The organism is Pseudomonas sp. CH61 (assembly GCF_059429415.1).
In genome coordinates this window covers 4163729-4182406 of sequence record NZ_CM182098.1, presented here as the reverse complement: position 1 = coordinate 4182406, position 18678 = coordinate 4163729, and the positions used below count along the sequence as shown (strand labels likewise).

20 protein-coding genes are annotated in these 18678 nt (G+C 52.8%); 9 read left to right on the top strand and 11 right to left on the bottom strand.

Going from position 1 to position 18678, the window contains the following annotated elements; genetic code table 11:
• The first annotated feature begins 42 nt into the window (after positions 1-42).
• From AC5SEM_RS18755 to AC5SEM_RS18745, 3 genes are all read left to right on the top strand, one after another.
• Entirely contained in the window at positions 43-705 is a 663-nt protein-coding gene (locus tag AC5SEM_RS18755) for a LysE family translocator (RefSeq protein WP_077574232.1), read from the top strand.
• Between the two features lie 67 nt (positions 706-772).
• A complete protein-coding gene (locus tag AC5SEM_RS18750) occupies positions 773-1267 on the top strand; it encodes a GyrI-like domain-containing protein (RefSeq protein WP_095121252.1) in 495 nt (164 codons plus the stop codon).
• Positions 1268-1592: 325 nt separating this feature from the next.
• On the top strand, positions 1593-2081 hold the full coding sequence (locus tag AC5SEM_RS18745; protein WP_495471009.1) for a GNAT family N-acetyltransferase: 489 nt from the start codon (positions 1593-1595) through the stop codon (positions 2079-2081).
• 213 nt (positions 2082-2294) lie between these two features.
• Here AC5SEM_RS18745 and AC5SEM_RS18740 read toward each other — a convergent pair whose 3' ends face one another.
• The 8 genes from AC5SEM_RS18740 to AC5SEM_RS18705 all read right to left on the bottom strand — a co-directional run bounded on the left by AC5SEM_RS18740 (position 2295) and on the right by AC5SEM_RS18705 (position 9874).
• Entirely contained in the window at positions 2295-2981 is a 687-nt protein-coding gene (locus AC5SEM_RS18740) for a dTMP kinase (RefSeq protein ID WP_371043181.1), read from the bottom strand.
• Positions 2978-4114 carry a radical SAM protein gene (locus AC5SEM_RS18735; RefSeq protein ID WP_495471008.1) on the bottom strand — a complete coding sequence of 379 codons (1137 nt, stop codon included), beginning with the start codon at positions 4112-4114 and terminating at the stop codon, positions 2978-2980. Before AC5SEM_RS18735 ends, AC5SEM_RS18740 begins: the two co-directional genes overlap by 4 nt.
• A 22-nt stretch (positions 4115-4136) precedes the next feature.
• Positions 4137-4973, bottom strand: a complete 837-nt coding sequence (locus tag AC5SEM_RS18730; protein WP_371043179.1) for an inositol monophosphatase family protein — start codon at positions 4971-4973, stop codon at positions 4137-4139.
• Positions 4970-5827, bottom strand: coding sequence for a hypothetical protein (locus AC5SEM_RS18725; RefSeq protein ID WP_495471007.1), 858 nt, complete (start codon positions 5825-5827; stop codon positions 4970-4972). Before AC5SEM_RS18725 ends, AC5SEM_RS18730 begins: the two co-directional genes overlap by 4 nt.
• A 233-nt stretch (positions 5828-6060) precedes the next feature.
• Positions 6061-7392, bottom strand: coding sequence for an MATE family efflux transporter (locus AC5SEM_RS18720; protein WP_495471006.1), 1332 nt, complete (start codon positions 7390-7392; stop codon positions 6061-6063).
• A gap of 33 nt (positions 7393-7425) precedes the next feature.
• Entirely contained in the window at positions 7426-8487 is a 1062-nt protein-coding gene (locus AC5SEM_RS18715) for a hypothetical protein (protein ID WP_495471005.1), read from the bottom strand.
• Positions 8488-8764: 277 nt separating this feature from the next.
• The gene (locus AC5SEM_RS18710; RefSeq protein WP_495471004.1) at positions 8765-9370 is read right to left on the bottom strand and encodes a pyridoxamine 5'-phosphate oxidase family protein; all 606 of its coding nucleotides are present in this window, start codon (positions 9368-9370) and stop codon (positions 8765-8767) included.
• Between the two features lie 18 nt (positions 9371-9388).
• Positions 9389-9874, bottom strand: coding sequence for a GNAT family N-acetyltransferase (locus tag AC5SEM_RS18705; protein ID WP_368968413.1), 486 nt, complete (start codon positions 9872-9874; stop codon positions 9389-9391).
• Between the two features lie 141 nt (positions 9875-10015).
• Here AC5SEM_RS18705 and AC5SEM_RS18700 point away from each other — a divergent pair, with 141 nt between their 5' ends.
• From AC5SEM_RS18700 to AC5SEM_RS18685, 4 genes are all read left to right on the top strand, one after another.
• Positions 10016-10441, top strand: coding sequence for a YybH family protein (locus AC5SEM_RS18700; protein WP_495471003.1), 426 nt, complete (start codon positions 10016-10018; stop codon positions 10439-10441).
• A 40-nt stretch (positions 10442-10481) separates the two neighbouring features.
• The gene (locus tag AC5SEM_RS18695) at positions 10482-10826 is read left to right on the top strand and encodes a YciI family protein (protein ID WP_077574226.1); all 345 of its coding nucleotides are present in this window, start codon (positions 10482-10484) and stop codon (positions 10824-10826) included.
• Positions 10819-12060 carry an RNA polymerase sigma factor gene (locus AC5SEM_RS18690; RefSeq protein ID WP_495471002.1) on the top strand — a complete coding sequence of 414 codons (1242 nt, stop codon included), beginning with the start codon at positions 10819-10821 and terminating at the stop codon, positions 12058-12060. The genes AC5SEM_RS18695 and AC5SEM_RS18690 overlap by 8 nt, the downstream gene beginning before the upstream one ends.
• A gap of 283 nt (positions 12061-12343) precedes the next feature.
• Positions 12344-13486, top strand: a complete 1143-nt coding sequence (locus tag AC5SEM_RS18685) for an IS481 family transposase (RefSeq protein WP_495471001.1) — start codon at positions 12344-12346, stop codon at positions 13484-13486.
• Positions 13487-13597: 111 nt separating this feature from the next.
• On the opposite strand, the gene AC5SEM_RS18680 is transcribed toward AC5SEM_RS18685, so the two are convergent.
• Entirely contained in the window at positions 13598-14452 is an 855-nt protein-coding gene (locus AC5SEM_RS18680; protein ID WP_116029942.1) for a LysR family transcriptional regulator, read from the bottom strand.
• Between the two features lie 89 nt (positions 14453-14541).
• Here AC5SEM_RS18680 and AC5SEM_RS18675 point away from each other — a divergent pair, with 89 nt between their 5' ends.
• A complete protein-coding gene (locus AC5SEM_RS18675) occupies positions 14542-14979 on the top strand; it encodes a multidrug/biocide efflux PACE transporter (RefSeq protein WP_495471000.1) in 438 nt (145 codons plus the stop codon).
• Positions 14980-15098: 119 nt separating this feature from the next.
• Here the strand turns inward: AC5SEM_RS18675 and AC5SEM_RS18670 are convergent, their stop codons facing one another.
• Entirely contained in the window at positions 15099-15857 is a 759-nt protein-coding gene (locus AC5SEM_RS18670) for an SDR family oxidoreductase (RefSeq protein WP_116029940.1), read from the bottom strand.
• A gap of 121 nt (positions 15858-15978) precedes the next feature.
• On the opposite strand from AC5SEM_RS18670, the gene AC5SEM_RS18665 reads away from it, so the two are divergent.
• Positions 15979-16875: a LysR family transcriptional regulator gene (locus AC5SEM_RS18665; protein ID WP_331691817.1), complete on the top strand. Its 897-nt coding sequence runs from the start codon at positions 15979-15981 to the stop codon at positions 16873-16875.
• A 124-nt stretch (positions 16876-16999) separates the two neighbouring features.
• Here AC5SEM_RS18665 and AC5SEM_RS18660 read toward each other — a convergent pair whose 3' ends face one another.
• Positions 17000-18613, bottom strand: coding sequence for an inorganic phosphate transporter (locus tag AC5SEM_RS18660; protein WP_077574219.1), 1614 nt, complete (start codon positions 18611-18613; stop codon positions 17000-17002).
• Between the last annotated feature and the right edge of the window lie 65 nt (positions 18614-18678).

The window sequence follows — 18678 nt, the reverse complement described above, 5'->3', positions numbered from 1 at the left end:
CCAGCCCGTTTGTAAACAATTTTGTCCCAAGGAAATCGGTAGATGGAATTCACCAGCGGCTTCTTGCTGAGCCTTTCGCTGTGCCTGGATATCGGCGTGGCCAACATTGCGATGATCACGCTGGCGATGCAGCGCGGTTACTTTCAGGGCTTTGCGCTGGGCCTTGGCACCTGCGTCGGCGACCTGATTTACGCGGTGCTGGCGCTGGCCGGCATGACGGTTTTGCTGCAATACGAAACAGTGCGTTGGGTGTTGTGGATCGGGGGTTCGGCGTTGCTGATCTACTTTGCGGCGAAGATGATTTACTCGGCGATCCATCACGAAGCGCTATTGGCCGAGACGGCAGAGGTGGGGCACAACTCCCATCGCAAGGAATTCTTCCGGGGGATTTTTCTCGCTATGTCATCGCCAAGCGCGATTCTCTGGTTTGCCGCGGTCGGCGGCACCTTGATCGCCCGTTCCGGTGGCGGTGGCCCTTTGAGTTCGGCGCTGTTCCTTGGCGGTTTCCTTTGCGCCGGGCTGCTGTGGTCGGCGGGTTTATGCTTCGCCGCAAGCCACGGTGGCAAGCTGTTGGGCGACAAGCTGCTGCGCTATTCCTACATGGCATCTGCAGCGATCTTCTGCTATTTCGCGGTGTACGTGATCGTATCCGGCTACAACGAATTTGTCGGATCAGGTGCCGTCGAGCAGTTGCATTCGCTGTAAGCGTGCGAATTGGGTTTGGCTTTCTATACTCCCAGCCGAACCCCTTTTTTGTTCCAGGAGTCGAGTCATGGATGAGCAAACACGCGTCGAAGTGGCTGAACCTCGCTTCGAACATGGACACTTCCTGCTGATTGCAGGCTTTCGCGGTCGATTTACCCAAGACACAGCAAAAGACATCCCCGCGCTGTGGGAAAAGTTCTTGCCGCACCTGGGAAAGATTCAGGGGCAAAAGAACGAAGTGACATACGGCGTCTGCAGCAATTTCGACGGCAAGGGCGGCTTTGATTACATCGCCGGGGTGGAAATCAGCAAGCTCGATGACCTCGATCAGAAGGTCTACCAATGGGTCGAAGTGCTGCCTCGCCAGTACGCAGTATTCGAGCACAAAGGACCGCTCGAACAGTTGCCGCAAACCCTGCAATACATCTACAAGACCTGGTTGCCGACCTCCCACTACGTGGAGCTCAACGCCCCGGAACTGGAGCGCTACAGCGCCGATTTCAATCCGAAGCTGCACACCGGCAAACTGGAAATCTGCGTGCCGGTCGATACCAAGGCCTGAGCCGACAAGCATGAGGCGGATCAATGATCCGCCTCATGGTTTTCAACCCCGCTTGCCTTTGCCCAACCGTCGCGCCCGCAACAGGTCGATGCCCAAAGTGATAAAGCCGAATGTACTGATGCCCAACACCAGCAACAGGCCGATTTCAACGCTGCTCATAAAGCGGTTTCCCCCAAGGGTAGTCAGAGACACACCTCAGAAATAGCCCGCCGCCTGCACGAAGAAAAGCGCTTATACGCAGACTTTACGCCGCCCGTGCGCATCGATATGCAGGCCTTATTCCTTTATGCTTTCGGCACTTTCTTCTGCTGATTTCCGAGCCGCCATGAACACCGTTATCCGCAACGTCACCGCCGCCGACCTGGACCGCTGCTACGCCATCGAAACCGTCGCCTATGAAGGTGATGAAGCGGCCACCCGCGAAAAAATAGCCACGCGCATCGCCACTTGGCCGGAAGGTTTTATCGTTGCCGAGGTGGACGGTGAGGTCGCAGGCTTCGTCAACTCCGGCGCGGCGTTTGATGTGCAGATGTCGGATGAAGCGTTCAAGGAGCTGATCGGCCACGACCCGAAGGGGCCGAACGTGGTGATCATGTCGGTGGTGGTGCACCCGGATTATCAGGGGCAGGGTTTGGCCAAGCGTTTGATGGGCGAGTTCATCGATCGCATGCGCGGGATGGATAAAGCGACGATTCACCTGATGTGCAAGGAGAAGCACATTCCGCTGTATGCCGGGTTTGGTTTTGCCTACATCAAACCGTCAGAGTCCGACCACGGCGGGATGGCGTGGCACGAGATGATCCTGACCCTCTGACCCAACACCGATCAAAACCTGTAGGAGTGAGCCTGCTCGCGATAGCGGAGTGTCAGACAACATCGATTTAACTGGTACACCGCTATCGCGAGCAGGCTCACTCCTCCAGGGGACCGTGTTGAGTCAGTAAAGCGTGTCGCTCACACATTTTGGCGCTTCGCGCTCGTAGCTGTCGGCGTCGATCAGCTCGTCGTTAGAAACGTTCGTTGCTTTCTACTCCCTACGAAGAATGCTCTGGACTGCAGTCACCGCCTTATCGAGAACGGCTTCCTCACTTAGGTCGGTTGTATCGATTCTTATCCAGTTCACTAGACCGCAGCGCTCATAACTGGATCTAACTCGATTCTGATAGTCAATGAAGCCCTTCTGGGGATCTGCATTGGCGCCATCATAGGCTCCACTCTCGCTAAGGCGAAATGATCCTTTTCTCTGTGCTGCCATTGCCGGATCAACATCTAAAAAAATTATGAAGTCAGGTTTTCTGATTGTTGAGAACATTGTCAACGCATCCTCAGCCAAATCAGTACTCTTCAGCAAGAAGCGCGCCAGGTATTTATAATGCCAACCATCGGCGATGCAACTTGCGCCAGAATTGATTAAAGGTTTTATAGCCGCATGATCTGTGGCGTGAAACCACGCTGTTATGAGGCTCATCCAGTGTTTGTCACCTAATTGTTCCAGAGGAGCGTTGTCCGGATAATCCCATAAGACTTCACGTAGCCGAGACATATGAAACTCTGTATAGCCTGTAGGCACTGGAGGGCGGTTTTTGTCTATATAGTGCATTGCAGAATGGGATTCAAGAATTCTGTCATAAGTCGCTCGCGCAACCGTTGATTTTCCTGCACCATCGGTACCTTCGAATGCAATAAATACTCCTTTGTTCAAAGAATAATTCATGCAAAACCTCCTAAATACGCTTCAGTATCTAAAGAGTTTCTTCCACTTCCTTCTATTAACGGTCTAAAGCCTTCTCTATGATAAATTTCTGACATTTTTTTACCGAGTGTACTTAGGAAGTCAACGGAAGGACGCGCTTTTGTAGAGTAGTATGAGCCTGCATCGGGGTGGAATACTGCAACCGCGGGCACCACTCCCATATTTCCGAAATATTCGATTCCTTCAATGATTGACTCTAAAGGTTCCATGCCTGCCACAAAGCCTGCGTATACATTTCCGCGACCAAGAACTTCGACAGCGGCTTCAAACGCAGAGAGGAAGCGTGCTCTTGTGTAATCCTGTGATTTTCCAGGGCAAACTTCAGAAAACAAATCTGCATTGAATACTTCCAGGCTCATGGATAAATTATTGCCCAGTCCTTTGAATCGCTCGAATAGCCGGAAATCTTTGGGTGGCATCGAAATTAAGTGGTATTCGAGTTTGCTTGCAGTGTTTCTCTCTTTGACTCGCTCCATTAAGTCTAAATGCATTGAGTAGCCTTTATCATAGTCCCGGATCGTGCCGCCATTAAACAGTACTCTCTTGTAACGTCCACTCTCGACCTCAGTGGCTATCTCTACTGCTTCTCCTGCCAAACCACCTTTGATACGCATTTTGTGATCGGAAAGGTTTTCTCTGGCAGCGCCCAGAGAGCAGAATTTGCACTCTCGGCCATTATTGAAGTAGTAACAGTGGCCAGGTGAGAATACTCCGAGGGTGGAGTTTCCATAGACGGTTAAATGTGTTTCGAATAACTCGCCGTTGCTTAGATGTTTTCCATAAGCCGTCGGTCTAGTGGGGAACGTGATTTTTATAATTTTACTTCCATGCCTTAATGCAGGGTATCCTTGTGCTAAGACGACTTGGTACGCTGAATTAGGGTTGTAATTAGCGGCTGCGATGATTTGTCCATCTAGAATTATTTCCTGCGGTGTGTGGGTGTTTGATTCAAGTATTACACTATCACCTGTACCATATGCTCGTCTTTTTTCAATGTGAGTCGATTGGTTCTGAAAGTAATCTAGGAATTCTTTAGAGAAATTAACACCATTAGACAATAATTCGAGTTTTAGGGCGACTGTTTCGAATAGCATGATTCGTCTCCAGTTCAGTATGTTATAAAAGTAATCGTATAAGTTCTTTCGTGGATAGGGCTATTAACGTTCCGGTGTCCGATAGCGATGTTTGTGAAGGGGGGAGACTGTTTCTGATACCACCTTTGTCGTCGAATAATGCGCCACCCGCCTCTCTGAGTATCAACTCTGCTGCGGCAATATCACAACTCCGTTCGTGTCCGGGTGCGCCTACGTCAATAAAAGCATCAAGTACCCCGGCAGCAATAAGACAGATTTCCAGTGAGGAACAGGAATAAATTCGAACCTTCGCCGCGGACCATATTATTTTTTCAATTCTGGATCTCTCCTGAACGTTTTTGGGGCGATGTAAAGAAACTCTCATATCTGTTAGAGAGTGGGTGGTGCGTGTTTTAAGTCTTTTAACAATTATCGAGGATTGCAGATACGCTCCCTCGTTTAATGCTGCCGTGTACACTAAATCTCTTGATATGTCATACACCCATCCAAATATATATGCGCCTTCGTGATAAAGCGCCACACTTGATGTGTAGCCAGGGAAGCCAAGGACTGCGTTGTGCGTAGCGTCTAATGGGTCAATAAGAAGTGAGAACTCTTCGCTTTCATCGGAGCTGCTGAAGTTGTCAGTTTCTTCCGAGTATATTGTGATCTTGAAACTGATATTTGAAAGGCATTCAAATAATATAGATTGGCAATCTAAATCTGATTGTGTTTGGGCGTTTATCCACTTGTCTTGTGGTATGTCGTAGTCGGGTAAGCATGCGAGCGTTCCAGCCCAATAACGACGTAGTTGCTTCCTAGCCTTGTAGAGACATTCTTCCAGTTCAGAAACGTGTTCATCTCTGAATAAAGCTCTCATGTTGATTGCTCGGATATGAGTTGTGTGTGCCAGGTTTCTCTGTTCAGGCGTGATGCGTAGAGTCTCACTTCAAATAGTTTTCCTCCGTAAACGGCGTAATCCGCGCTCATGAATGCGCTAAATGTTTTCGGGAACAATGCGAGAGTTCTAACCTCAGCTTTATAACCTATTTTTTTTCTAATCATATTCCCAGCTTGCCTAAGGCTACCGCCTGTATATGACTTGTCTATAATCAACCAAGGCTCATTTGTTATTTCTTTGTCAGGGAAAATATCCAAAAACTCACTATCGCGCGTCAGTAAATTTGCATCGTTTTGTCGATGAATTTCTGAAAAGAATATCTTTTCATCTCCAGTTGCTGCGAGATAACCTAGAGCAATAGGTAGTCCAGCTGATAATAAAAATAGTTTGTTCTTGGATAGTGTTTTGATCTTATGCCAGATTGGATGGTCTTCGTAAATATATCGGGTGTTCAACGTGATGCAGCTGTCCCAATGCTCGTGTGATATGTAGGCACTGTAAAATGCGCAGAAGCGGTTATGAAAGTTAATGGTGTTATCATTGGTATCTATGAGTAATCTGTTTTTCGATATCCCACGCTTCGTTGATTGGGTGTGTGAGGATCTTTTCTGTTTCATCAATTTCGGTAGGATTTTTTCGATTAACTCATTTTTAAAATCGAGGAGCTTTTGCTTACTTGGCCCAGAAATAGCTATTTCCGGTGATAGGCCATCGCCTAATATTTTGCGCATGCCTTCAAATTTTGATTGATTAATGGCTGAGTTGATTTGATACCAGGTTTTCACTATTTGTAAATCAGACATGTAGTTAAAAATCGGCTCGAGATTGCTCAAGTCACATATCATTACCTCGGGGTGGCGTAGTTCGAATAAAGCACGTTGAAGATGACACCCATTAAGTAATGCGTTGCGGTATGCGTAATAGTCGGTAGTTTGTAATCCGCTCAATGTTCGCCAGGCATGATGCTCGCTAATTATCGTTGTCAAAGTTGACTGCTGATGTTTTGTGTTGATAAATGAGGAGGTCTGTCTCATTGGTCGATTCTCGCAAAACTAATTAGGAAAGGTCAGCGCTGTTTTATTCGGTGTAGGTTCTCTTCAATGCAGAGTGTTTTAGATGCGTATTTTAATGTGCACCTTAATCTCCAGAGTAAAAGCAACATTAAAGTAAATGAGCATAGTGCTAATGCCAGGAATATTGAGCGCACGTTGTGCTCGTAGAGTAATAATAGGGTTGCTGAAGAAAGCACACCAAAAATGTTTAGTGTCAGTATTGTCATTATTGTGGGTATCCAAAAGTCGTTCATACTTCTTAAAGTCAATCTGGCGACAACGAAGATAAACTCAAATACTAAAAAGGGTATTGAGATAATGATGTTGTTTTCTATGAGAATCCTCGTCGCTGTGTCGGATGTGTAGATTAGAGCGATACGTTCACTAAAAAAATAAAAAGACACTAGGATGGGTGCCAGTACGAGTAATCCGAGTCCGATAGACAATAGGAATGTTTTTGAGATTGCTTGGATATTCTTCGTAATGTAATGGCGTGCTGTAATTATTCCTGCGGCATTTCCTATTCCTATAGAAATCATATATATGATACTGGCTGCATGGATAGAAGCTTGGTATGCAGAAAGGCTGATGTCATTTATATGTTTTGATATCAGGGAAAGTAAAAAGAAAAGGAGGCTTTCGCTGCCTAAGCACAGTGCCATAGGGAAGCCGTTAATCGTGTACTTTATATAGTCATCTCTTGATATATTGAGGCGGGGAGAGCTTTTAAAGAGTCTGTTTGTTGTTGTTCTGAAAAAGATCAGCGCTGCACATGAGAACACATAACGCAGGCAAACGTATGTGATGATGAAGTCGTATAGATTTATACTTGACTCTATGTTCATGAGTGCAAAACATGTCAGTGCGAGTGCGCTATTTAATAGCCATGTGTAAGTGAGTTCGTATTGCGTTTTTCTGATGCCATTATAGACGTTGAAAATGGTGGTTTGTAGGAAAACGGCAGGCAGCGAAATCGAAAGTGTTAAAAGTACTTTGAAGTCTTCCAGGTTGTTGGGGTCGGTATCCAGTTCTAAAAAAATTTTACCTGCTAGAAATATCGTGACCGGAACTAATAGCCCATAAAAAATTGCAAGATTAAATGATGTGGTTATTTCGGAGTTTATGCTGGTGGTGCTTAAGTTGTTTGCGCCTGCAACGGTTACTAATGTTTTTGAAAAGAAACCGATCCCGACAACGGTCAAAAAAGATATTGAAGCCAAAGCGAATGACGCTGCACTCAGAGAGTCGACAATGTGATGGCCGATAAATGAGAAAAAAATCAGTGACCCTATCATATCTCCCAATCTCGAAAGCATCAGTGGTACAGATAATTTAAGTACTTCCATAGTGTGGGTCGCTTGTGGCGTTTCGGGAGGGGATTAGTCCCATTCTTTAAGTAATGTCGTTAATGGAGGAGTCTGGGAAGCAGCAAAATACTTTTTCCTAAAGTAGTACTCGCACACAGATGTTTTATGTTTGGTTTGCTTGCGTTCATTGAATTCATTATCAAGCGCGGCAAGGGAGGTTTCTGTCGTTGGATAGATATCTGTTGTTTTTAGAAGGCCTTCAATCGCGAGGAATACCAAGTCCATGTAGTCCAAAATCTCTTGTATGTAAGATCTGCATTCTGTTTCCGTAGTTGCTCCTTGCCTGGCTAAATCGAAAAACTTATTTTTGATGGCGTCGAACCCTTCAATTCGATACATATTTGAATATATCCACTTGTAATGCTTGTTCGAGGTGCCAGTGAGGTAGGTGAAACTCATGGATGTTTTTAGCATCATGTCCCTGGCTATCTCACAGCCCATCCATAGATTTCCTGACTGCCAGCAACCTTGAATATCCTGAAATGCGTAAAAAACTGGAAGCTTTTCGCGATGTGCAATGTAGATATGTTTTTTTAGAGGGATTTGTGCTCTTATTGAATCAAATTTTTCTTCGTTGGTAATTGCATGCCCGATAATAGAGCGGTGAACGATGTTGTTCTCTGTATTTGTGAGTACAGGGTCATATAGAAATCGTTGGTCCGAACTAACTTCATCAAATGCTTTGTTGATTTTTTTATATATATCTTCAATTTCTGAGAAGGTGATGTAGTCGGCGTCGATGTGGATGCTCGTATCGCCGTAGAAGTCGGTTGTGTTGTGAACTTTTTCGTTTTTTGTAATATGGCGATAATTCTCGTCAGTGACAAATGCGTGTTCGATATCTTTAATGTTGCAAGCTTTGGGGTGTTCGTCGCAGAGTATAATGCAGTCGATGTCGGAGTGAATTGTTCCGATGCCCTCAATTAAAGATCCGGAAATAATCAGGATGCTTGTCGGTTCTAAAAATGCTTTCTCTCGGAGATAGCTTTTCGGGATTGAGATTATTCCGTCCAATATGATTATTTCATTGGGCGTGATTTTTGATTTGGCGGTTTTTATTAGAGTGTCTATCATGTTGTTCTCTTTATTATAAAAAAAACGAGTGGTGCAGTGATTTAAGTTTCCGTTTATATGTTGAAGGCCGATGTTCGAATATATATATAGGCTGTTGAGTAATTAATAAATTTGCTCATGGCTAAAACCTAGATTGTTTGACAGCGAGGCGTCAATATCCAGGATGAAAATCAGAATTTACTTACAGGGTTTTATCTGTTTTAAATGATTTGAGATTTGTTCATGGGATAACTCTTACAGGATGATTTAGTCCTGTAAGAGAACATGAGATCTTTTTTCAGTAGAGGCTTTCGCGCACCCGCGTCGGTGCTTCGCGGTCGTAGGTTTCGGCATCGAACTCGCCATCGTTCAGGCGCTTGTGGAACGCGCCAGCAGAGGGCAGGGCCGAGCGTGGCAGATGCGTTTCCGGGTTCCACGCATCCGAACGGACGAAGGCTTTCGAGCAATGAAAAAACGCCGCTTCCACCGTCACCAGCAACACCGTTTTCGCCGGTTTGCCATTCACCGCAAAGCTTTCCAGCAACTGCGGCTCCGCGCTGATCGTCGCCGTGCCATTAACCCGCAACGTTTCACCAATCCCCGGAATGATGAACAGCAGCGACACCCGCGAATCCTGCAGCACATTGCGCAAGGTATCGATGCGGTTGTTGCCCGGGCGATCGGGCAGGGCCAGCGTGCGCTCATCAATAATCCGTACAAACCCGGCTTTGTCACCGCGCGGCGAATTGTCGAGCCCATCAGCCCCCACCGAGCTGACAATCACCAGCGGCGAAACCCGCACCATCGCCTGATAATCCTCGTTGAGAAAACCGATCTGCTTGCGCACCGCGCGCTCGTGGGGCAGTCCGTAAATCGCTTCCAGCGCTTCGATTGAATCGATCATCGTGCTTCCCTCGATGACTTAGAAAACCAGGCCCATGCGCCGTTCGTAACCGATCCGGCCCTTGTACGCTTCGCCGCTGTCGACATAGCCGTGTTTGGCGTACAGCGCGATCGCCGCGTCATTGTCTGCGTCCACCGACAATTCCAGCCCTTTGATCTCCGGCCAGGCCTGACGCGCGACTTCGGGCAACGCTTGCAGACACGCCTTGCCGAAACCTTTGCCCTGCGCGCGGCGATCAACCTGCAACGCATGCAATGTTGCACTGTGCTCATTGGCCCAGGCTGGCAACACCGGCGGGCGCTTGAGCAGCAGAAACGCCACCGGTACCTCATCCGCCAACAGCGCGAAACCTTTCACGCCGGGGCCGGGTTTCGACAGCAGGGTGTGCAAGGCACCGTGGATATCGCCGGAGAACTTGATCTGCTCGGCATGGATTTCAATCGCCTCGACTTGCTGACGCTGCAAGGCGTTCAGGCTGTCGTACGGCACGAGTTGGGCTGACACGGGAATTTCCTTTTTCCTACAAAGATGAGCCTCGGATTCTAGCGATTTTGGCCTCAGGGGAAATTTTTTGTTTCGACTGTCGATCTGCCTGTATGCCGAACGACTAAGGGTGTCTTCACAACAAAAACCACGGAGAACAGCATGAGCGCACAATCTGAAATCCAGACCCTGATCGACACCTACCGCGAAGCCGTCATGACCAAGGACGTGGAGAAAGTCATGGCGTTGTATGCCGACGACATCGTCTCCTTCGATGCGATCAAGGCCCTGCAATTCAAGGGCAAACCCGCCTACCGCGCGCACTGGGTCGCGTGCATGGAAATGTGCCCCGGCCCGCACGTCTTCGAATTCCAGGAAATCGCCATCGAAAGCGCCGACAACATCGCCTTCGCCCACTGGGTGGCCAACTGCGGTGGCACCAACGACAAAGGCGAAACCCAGAGCTGCTGGATGCGCGTCACCGCTTGCTACCGGCAGGTCGGCGGGGCGTGGAAAATCGTCCACGAACACTGGTCGGCGCCGTTCGATCCGATGAGCGGCGCGACCCTGTTCGATGTGACCCCCTGATCTTCAGCCATAGTTGAACCGTCCGCTTCAGGAGAACGCCATGAAGTATCTATGCCTGGTCTACAGCGATGAGCGCCTGCTGCATTCGTCGCCCGACAGCCCGGAAGACGCCGAATGCTGGGCTTATGCCGAGTCGATTCAGGGCAGTGGGCGGATGGTCGCCGCCGAAGCGCTGGAGTCGGTGCAGACCGCCACCACGGTGCGTATGCGCAACGGCAAACTGTCGATCACCGACGGCCCGTTTGCCGAAACCAAGGAGCAACTGGCTGGCTTTTACCTGATCGACGCCAAGGATCTTAACGAAGCGCTTCAGGTCGCCGGCAACATTCCGGCGGCGCGGGTTGGCAGCGTTGAAGTGCGGCCGGTGCGGCAGTTGAATGTCTGAGGTTCGGGCGCGGGTCGAGCAGGTCTATCGCGAAGACTCGCGGCGGATTCTGGCGACGCTGATTCGTCTGCTCGGTGATTTCGACCTCGCCGAAGAGGCCTTGCATGAGGCGTTCTTCGTCGCGGTCGAGCGCTGGCAACGCGACGGCGTGCCGGATAATCCGCGCACCTGGCTGGTGTCGACCGGGCGCTTCAAAGCGATTGATGTGTTGCGTCGCCGCGCGCGGTTCAAGGCCTCGCAACCCTTGCTGTTGGCGCAACTGGAAGAACTCGAACAGTCCGACTGGAGTGGCGAAGACGTGGAAGACGATCGTCTGCGGCTGATCTTCACCTGTTGCCACCCGGCACTGGCGGCGGATGCGCAAGTGCCGCTGACCTTGCGCGAAGTCTGCGACCTGACCACCGAGGAAATCGCCCGTGCATTTCTCTCCGCGCCAGCGGCGATTGCCCAGCGCATCGTGCGGGCGAAAGCCAAGATTCGTGATGCGAAAATCCCTTATCAAGTACCGAGCCTGAGCGAATTGCCCGAGCGCCTCGACAGTGTGTTGCGGGTGATTTATCTGGTGTTCAACGAGGGGTATTCGGCGTCGGGCGGGTCTGAGTTGACCCGTGAAGATCTGACGCGTGAGGCGATCAGGTTGGGGCGGCTGTTGATGGAGTTGCTGCCGGAACCGGAGGTTTTGGGGTTGTTGGCGATGATGCTGCTGCACGAATCGCGACGTTCGGCGCGCACTTCGCCGGACGGTGAATTGGTGCTGCTGGATGATCAGGACCGCTCATTGTGGGATGGCGAATTGATCGCTGAAGGTTGTGCGCTGGTCGAGCGTGCGCTGACCACGCGGCGCTTTGGGCCATATTGTTTGCAGGCGGCGATTGCGGCGGTTCATGCTGAGGCGCCGTCGGCGGCAGAAACCGATTGGGAGCAGATCGTTGGTTTGTATGATGTGCTGTTGCGCGCGGTGCCTTCGCCGGTGATCGAGTTGAACCGGGCGGTGGCGGTGGCCAAGCGTGATGGGGCGTTGGCCGGATTGAATCTGATTGAAGGGATTTTGGCACGCGGCGAGCTGCAGGATTATCACTTGGCGCATTCGGCGCGGGCGGAGTTTTGCCGGCAGTTGGGCAGGGTGGGAGAGGCGAGGGCGGCGTATCTGCGGGCATTGGAGCTGACCCGGCAGGAGCCGGAGCGGCGGTTTATTGAAGGGCGGCTTTCGGCGCTGGAATTGCCCTCACCCTAGCCCTCTCCCAGGGGGAGAGGGGACCGATTGGGGGATATTGCAGAATTTCACCGACTTGAACGATCGGTTTTGAATCCAGAATCGACCCAGTCTGGGCGAGGTTTAAGGTCGCAATAAAATCCATAATCGACTCGGTCTTTCAGGTCGATGTCGGACGCAAGACACCTCGGTCGGCTCCCTCTCCCTCCGAGAGTGTATGTACCGGACACATGGTGGACAGGTGTTCGGAGACATGGTGGACACATTTTAATAGACACATTGCTCATCGCGAAGGAGATGGCCTGTGTCTTGGGAAGAGGTGTCCACCGTGCAGCTTCGTACAGAATTCGTGCTTTTGGCTCGGCAAGAAGGGGTCAATGTTCGGCAGCTTTGCCGCCGATTCAACATCAGCCCAAGCACTGCCTACAAATGGCTCAGCAGGTTTGAAACCTCAGGTGCAGAGGGATTGATCAATCAGTCTCGAAGACCAAAGACATCACCCAAACGCTGCGCTGACGAGGTTGAGCAGCAGATACTGACCGTGAGTCAGGAGTACGCAGTTTGGGGCGCTCGTAAGCTCAAGCGCGTGCTGGAAGACAGCGGCGCAGTGATGCCTTCGGTCAGCACCGTGCATGCGGTTTTACAGCGTCATTCGCGCGTTGATCCAAAGACTGCTGAGATTAAACCGTTTATCCGGTTCGAGCATGAAGCGCCCAATGATCTTTGGCAGATGGACTTCAAGGGCCATATCAGCCTGAACCACGGACGTTGCCATCCGCTGACGATACTGGACGATCACTCGCGGTTCTCACTGTGCATCGCCGCGTGTGCCAATGAGCAGCGCCAAACCGTCCAGGAGCAACTAATGCGGGCCTTTCGGCTCTACGGTCTGCCTCTGCGCATGACGATGGACAACGGTTCGCCATGGGGTGACCAAACCGGCGTTTATACCGCGCTGGAGGTCTGGCTGATGAGCCAGGGCATCAAGGTCGGCCACTCCCGACCTTATCATCCGCAAACCCAGGGAAAGCTAGAGCGCTTCCACCGCAGCCTGAAAAGGGAAGTTCTGCAAGGCCAGCTCTTCATCGATCTGGACGACGCACAACGGGCGTTTGATATCTGGCGTGATATTTACAACCAGAAGCGCCCGCATCAAGCACTGGACATGCAGGTTCCTGCGACTCGATACAGCAGCAGCCCACGGGAATATCAGGAACAACCGGCAGCGCCAGAATACGACGATGGGGATGTGGTCAGGAAGGTTCAGGTGAAGGGCGAGATCTACTGGGGTAACCGTGAATACACCGTCGGAAAGGCGTTTTACGGGAGGTCAGTGGCTATCCGGGAGACGACGGAGGACGGCATCCACGATGTCTACTGGAGTAGACATCGTATCGCCCGAATCGACTTGAACTTGCAGATCGTAACGGCAGGTAAGAAGATCTAAAACCGTCCACCATGTCTCCGAACATGTGTCCACCATGTGTCCGGTACATACAGAGAGAGGGCTGGGGTGAGGGGCTTTTGACTTCAGGCTTGCCAGCGATTGGGCGCGAAGTTATTCCAGCATCTTGCTCAACAACCAACTCCCCGCCGGCCCCGGTGGATAAAGCCGCGACCACAACGCATCGACAAACACCGGCTTCGGCCAGCCGCGCACCTTCAATTCCACCAGCAAATCATTGCCAAACCGCTGCGCCAGCCAACGCGGCAACGGCGCCCAGCCAAAGCCTTTCTCGGCCATTTCCAGCAACATCAGATAACTCGGTGCCGACCACACCCGACCTTTGCCACGACTGTCATACGGATTGACGATGGTCGCCAGACGCAATTCGCGATGCTGCTCAAGGATCTGCTGATCAATGTGATCAAGCTTGGCCAGCGCATGGTCGCGATTAACGAACAGGGCGATTTCCGTGCGTTCGGCCACCGTCGACGTCGCCAGATCCGGCGGATAGTTTTCTTGCATCTCCGCGAAGGCCAGATGCGCACGACCACGCTGCACCAATTCGATCAGGTCATCGCATTCGGCAATCAAACATTCCAGCTCCAGATCCGGATAACGCTGCTCAAACCCGACCAACGCCGCTTCAAAACGGTCCGACTGATAGGTATCGGAAATCGCCACCGTCAGCTTCGGCTCGACGCCTTGGGACAACTGTCGCGCGGTCATTTCCAGGCGACTGCTGGCCGCCAGAATCGCCTCGGCGCGTTGCAGCATCACATGCCCGGCCGGTGTCAGGGTCGGTTTGCGGCTGCTGCGATCAAACAACACCAGGTCCAGATCGATCTCGAGGCTGGCCACCGCCGCGCTGATGGTCGATTGGCTGCGCCCGAGCTTACGCGCCGCCGCGGAAAACGAACCTTGGGTGGCCGCCTGGACAAACGCGAGCAGCACTTCCTGAGAGATCATCAACTATCGCCTTGATCGATGGTTATTGGTTATGAAGTATCGATGCGAGCATAGATCATGGCAACCATCTTCACTCAAGGAGTCAGGCCATGACTGCCCACAAATCCATCACTGAACGTATTTTTCAGGCCATCGGTTTCGAACTGCTGGCCATTCTGATCTGCACGCCGTTGCTGGCGTGGATCATGCAAAAACCGATGCTTGAAATGGGCGCCGTGACGGTGTTGATCGCGCTGTTGGCGCTCGGTTGGAACGTGGTGTTCAACCGCTTCTTTGATCGTTTGCTGGAGCGCATGAACCTCCCGCACAACGCTTGGGTGCGAGTGGTGCACGCGCTGCTTTTCGAGGGTGGTTTGATCGTGATGGGCGTGCCGCTGATTGCCTGGTGGCTGTCGGTCAGCCTGTGGCAGGCGTTTCTGCTCGACATCGGTGTGCTGCTGTTTTTCCTGCCGTACACCTACGTGTATCACTGGGGCTATGACGTGGTGCGCGAGCGCTTCATGACCCGCAACACTTTCCAGAACTAACCTCGATCCCCGTGTAGGAGCTGCCGGAGGCTGCGATCTTTTGATCTTGCCCTTTAAAATCAAGATCAAAAGATCGCAGCCTTCGGCAGCTACTACATGTGACGGTGTTTCAGCGTTGGTTAGAGGAACATGCCGCCTGATGCCTCGACCCGTTGGCCATTGATCCACTGTCCGCCCGGCGACAGCAGCAGCGCCAACGCTCCGCCAATATCGTCCGGCTGCCCGGCACGGCCCAGCGCGGTGTTGCTGGCGACCATCGCATTCAGCGCCGAGTTGTCGCGCACGGCGCCACCACCGAAGTCAGTTTCGATAGCGCCCGGCGCGAGAATGTTCACGCCAATCTGCCGCGCACCCAACTCCTTCGCCTGATATCGGGTCAGCACCTCCATCGCGCCTTTCATCGCCGCATAAGCGCCGTAACCCGGCAGGCTGAAACGGGTCAGGCCGCTGGAAATATTGATGATGCGTCCGCCGTCGTTAATCAGTGGCAGCAACTGCTGAGTCAGAAAGAACGGCCCTTTCAGCTGGATATTCATCAGCAAATCGAACTGCTCCGGCGTGGTTTCGGCGAACAGTGCATGCACACCGATCCCGGCATTGTTGATCAGGAAATCAAAACGCTGACGGTCGAAAGTCTGCTGCAACGCCTGCTCAACGTGTTTAGCGAAATCGGCAAAGCTTTCGCTGCGACCGACGTCCAGTTGCAGCATTACGGCTTTGCCGCCGAGTGCTTGCACTTCGCTCACAAGCGCCTGGGCTTCATCAGCACGGCTGTGGTAAGTGCCGATGATGTCGATGCCCTGAGCGGCGAGGTGCAGGGCGGCGTTCTTGCCCAGGCCACGGCTGGCGCCGGTGATCAATGCGATTTTACGATTCATGGAGGCTTCCTCGATTGCGGTGAGTGGTGATGGGACTCAGTTTATTTATCCGCCGTGAGGTGATAAACAGAGTGAAACCGGAATCACTGATCGGCTCAGCCGAACAATCGACAGGTGCCTAATGAACAAACTGGAACTGCTGCGCACCTTCGTGCGGGTCAGCGAACTGTCGAGTTTTACCCTCGCCGGGGAAAATCTCGGTCTCCCGCGATCGACCGTTTCCGAGCATGTGCAAGCGCTCGAAGCGTTACTCGGCACGCGCCTGCTGCAACGCACCACGCGCAAGGTGCAGGCGACGCAGGACGGACTGGTGCTGTACGAACGCAGCAAGGATCTGCTCTCGCACATGGACGAGATCGAAGGCTTGTTCCGCCAGGACGAGGCTTCGCTGACCGGGCGCATTCGGGTCGATCTGCCGAACATTCTCGCGCGGCGTCTGATCATGCCGCGCTTGCCGCAGTTCATGGATCGCCACCCGAATCTGGAGCTGGAAATCAGCAGCACCGATCGCCGCGTGGATCTGCTCAGCGAAGGCTTCGATTGCGTGGTGAGGATTGGCGCGCAACCGGATCAATCGGTGGTCGCGCGGCACCTCGGTGACTTCCCCATGGTCAATTGCGCCAGTCCCGCGTACCTCGCGCGCTACGGCGTGCCGCAGACACTGGAAGATCTGGCGCAGCATCGGCTGGTGCATTACGTTGGCGTGCTCGGTTCGCGTTCGGAAGGGTTCGTGTACGAGGAGGGCGGGCAGGTTAAACGCTTGCCGATGGCTGGCAGCATTACGGTCAACAGCACAGACGCTTACGAGTCGGCGTGCCTCGGCGGTTTCGGTCTGACGCAGGTGCCGCGTACCGGCATGCAGCCGCATCTGGACAACGGCGAACTGGTGACGGTGCTACCGCAATTCACCGCGCCGGCGATGGGCATTTCATTGCTGTATGCGCGGCAGCGGCATTTGCCCTTGCGAGTGCGGGTGTTTATGGATTGGCTGGGCGATCTGATTCGCTCCGCGCTCTAAACCTGAACACCGGTCAAAACTGTAGGAGTGAGCCTGCTCGCGATAGCGGTGTATCAGTCAACATTGATTAAACTGACCCACCGCTATCGCGAGCAGGCTCACTCCTACAGGGGATCTTCGTCCGTCAGAAGATCTGGGTGAACAGCCAGTACAGGCTGCCTGACAGCAGGATCGCCGCCGGGAGGGTCAGCACCCACGCCATCAACAGATTGCGGATGGTCTTCATCTGCAACCCGCCACCGTTGGCGACCATGGTCCCGGCCACACCGGACGACAACACATGCGTCGTCGACACCGGCAAACCAAACATGTCCGCCGCGCCAATGGTCAGCATCGCCACGGTTTCCGCCGACGCACCCTGCGCATACGTCAGGTGGGTCTTGCCGATCTTCTCGCCGACCGTCACCACAATCCGCTTCCAGCCGACCATGGTGCCCAACCCGAGCGCGATGGCCACGGCGATCTTCACCCAGAGCGGAATAAACCGCGTGGCGTTGTCGATCTGTTGCTTGAACAGTTGCAGTTTGCCGCTGGTGTCGGCGTCGAAATTGCCGACCTTGTTCTTGTCCATCAGGCGAATGCTTTCGCTGGCCAGGTACATGTCATTACGCACGTTGCCCATGGCTTCGGCCGGGACTTTTGCCAGCGAACCGTAACCTTTGACTTCCTCACCAATGTGCCCGGTGAGGGCGGCGAGGGCGGGGATCAGTTGCGGCGTGGCGTCCTTGCTGCGCACATAGTCGGAGAGCACTGCACGCGGATCGGCAGGCGTTGGTAGCGGTGCACTTTTCACCAGCGCTTGCTGGGTGACTTGCGCCACGGCGGCAAACTGCAACGACTGTTCTTCCGGCATGGTGCGGTTCAAGGCGTAAGCCATTGGCAGTGTGCCGACCAGAATCAACATGATCAGGCCCATGCCTTTCTGCCCGTCGTTGGAGCCGTGGGCGAAGGACACGCCGGTGCAGGTCAGAATCAGCAAACCGCGAATCCACCATGGCGGCGGCGTGTTGCCTTCCGGCGCTTTATACAGCGAACGATTCTTCACGAAGGCGCGCAGCGCCAGCAGCAACAGTGCCGCACAACCGAAACCCACCAACGGCGATAGCAGCAACGCATAACCGATCTTGGTCGCCTGTGCCCAATCGACACCGCTGGTGCCGTCGCGGCCATGCATCAAGGCATTGGCCACACCGACGCCGATGATCGAACCGATCAAGGTGTGCGAAGACGAGGCTGGCAAACCCAGCCACCAGGTGCCAAGGTTCCATAGGATCGCCGCAATCAGCAGGGCGAAAATCATCGAGAAACCAGCGGACGAACCGACCTGCAGAATCAACTCCACCGGCAGCAAGGCAATGATGCCGAACGCCACCGCACCACTCGAAAGCAGCACGCCGAGAAAGTTGAAGAACCCCGACCAGACCACGGCGACATTGGGTGGCAGCGAGTGGGTGTAGATCACCGTCGCCACGGCGTTGGCGGTGTCATGGAAACCGTTGACGAACTCAAAGCCCAGAGCAATCAGCAGCGCGACGCCGAGCAGCAGAAACGGCGTCCACGTGGTGACCACCGTGCCGAGTTCGTGCATGTCGTGCATCAGGCTGTAAGCGGTAAACAGCATTCCCATCGCCAGCACGGCGAAAAAGATCACGTAGGTGAATGGGCCGGTTTTCTTGTCGAGGGCAGGCCTGCCGCTGGCGGCGGACGCGGGGCTGGCGGTCAGGGAGGGAGTAGCCATAGCAGGACAATCCTGAGCGAGGGAAGGAATGTCGCCCATGATCGTTGCAGAATGTTACAGAGAGA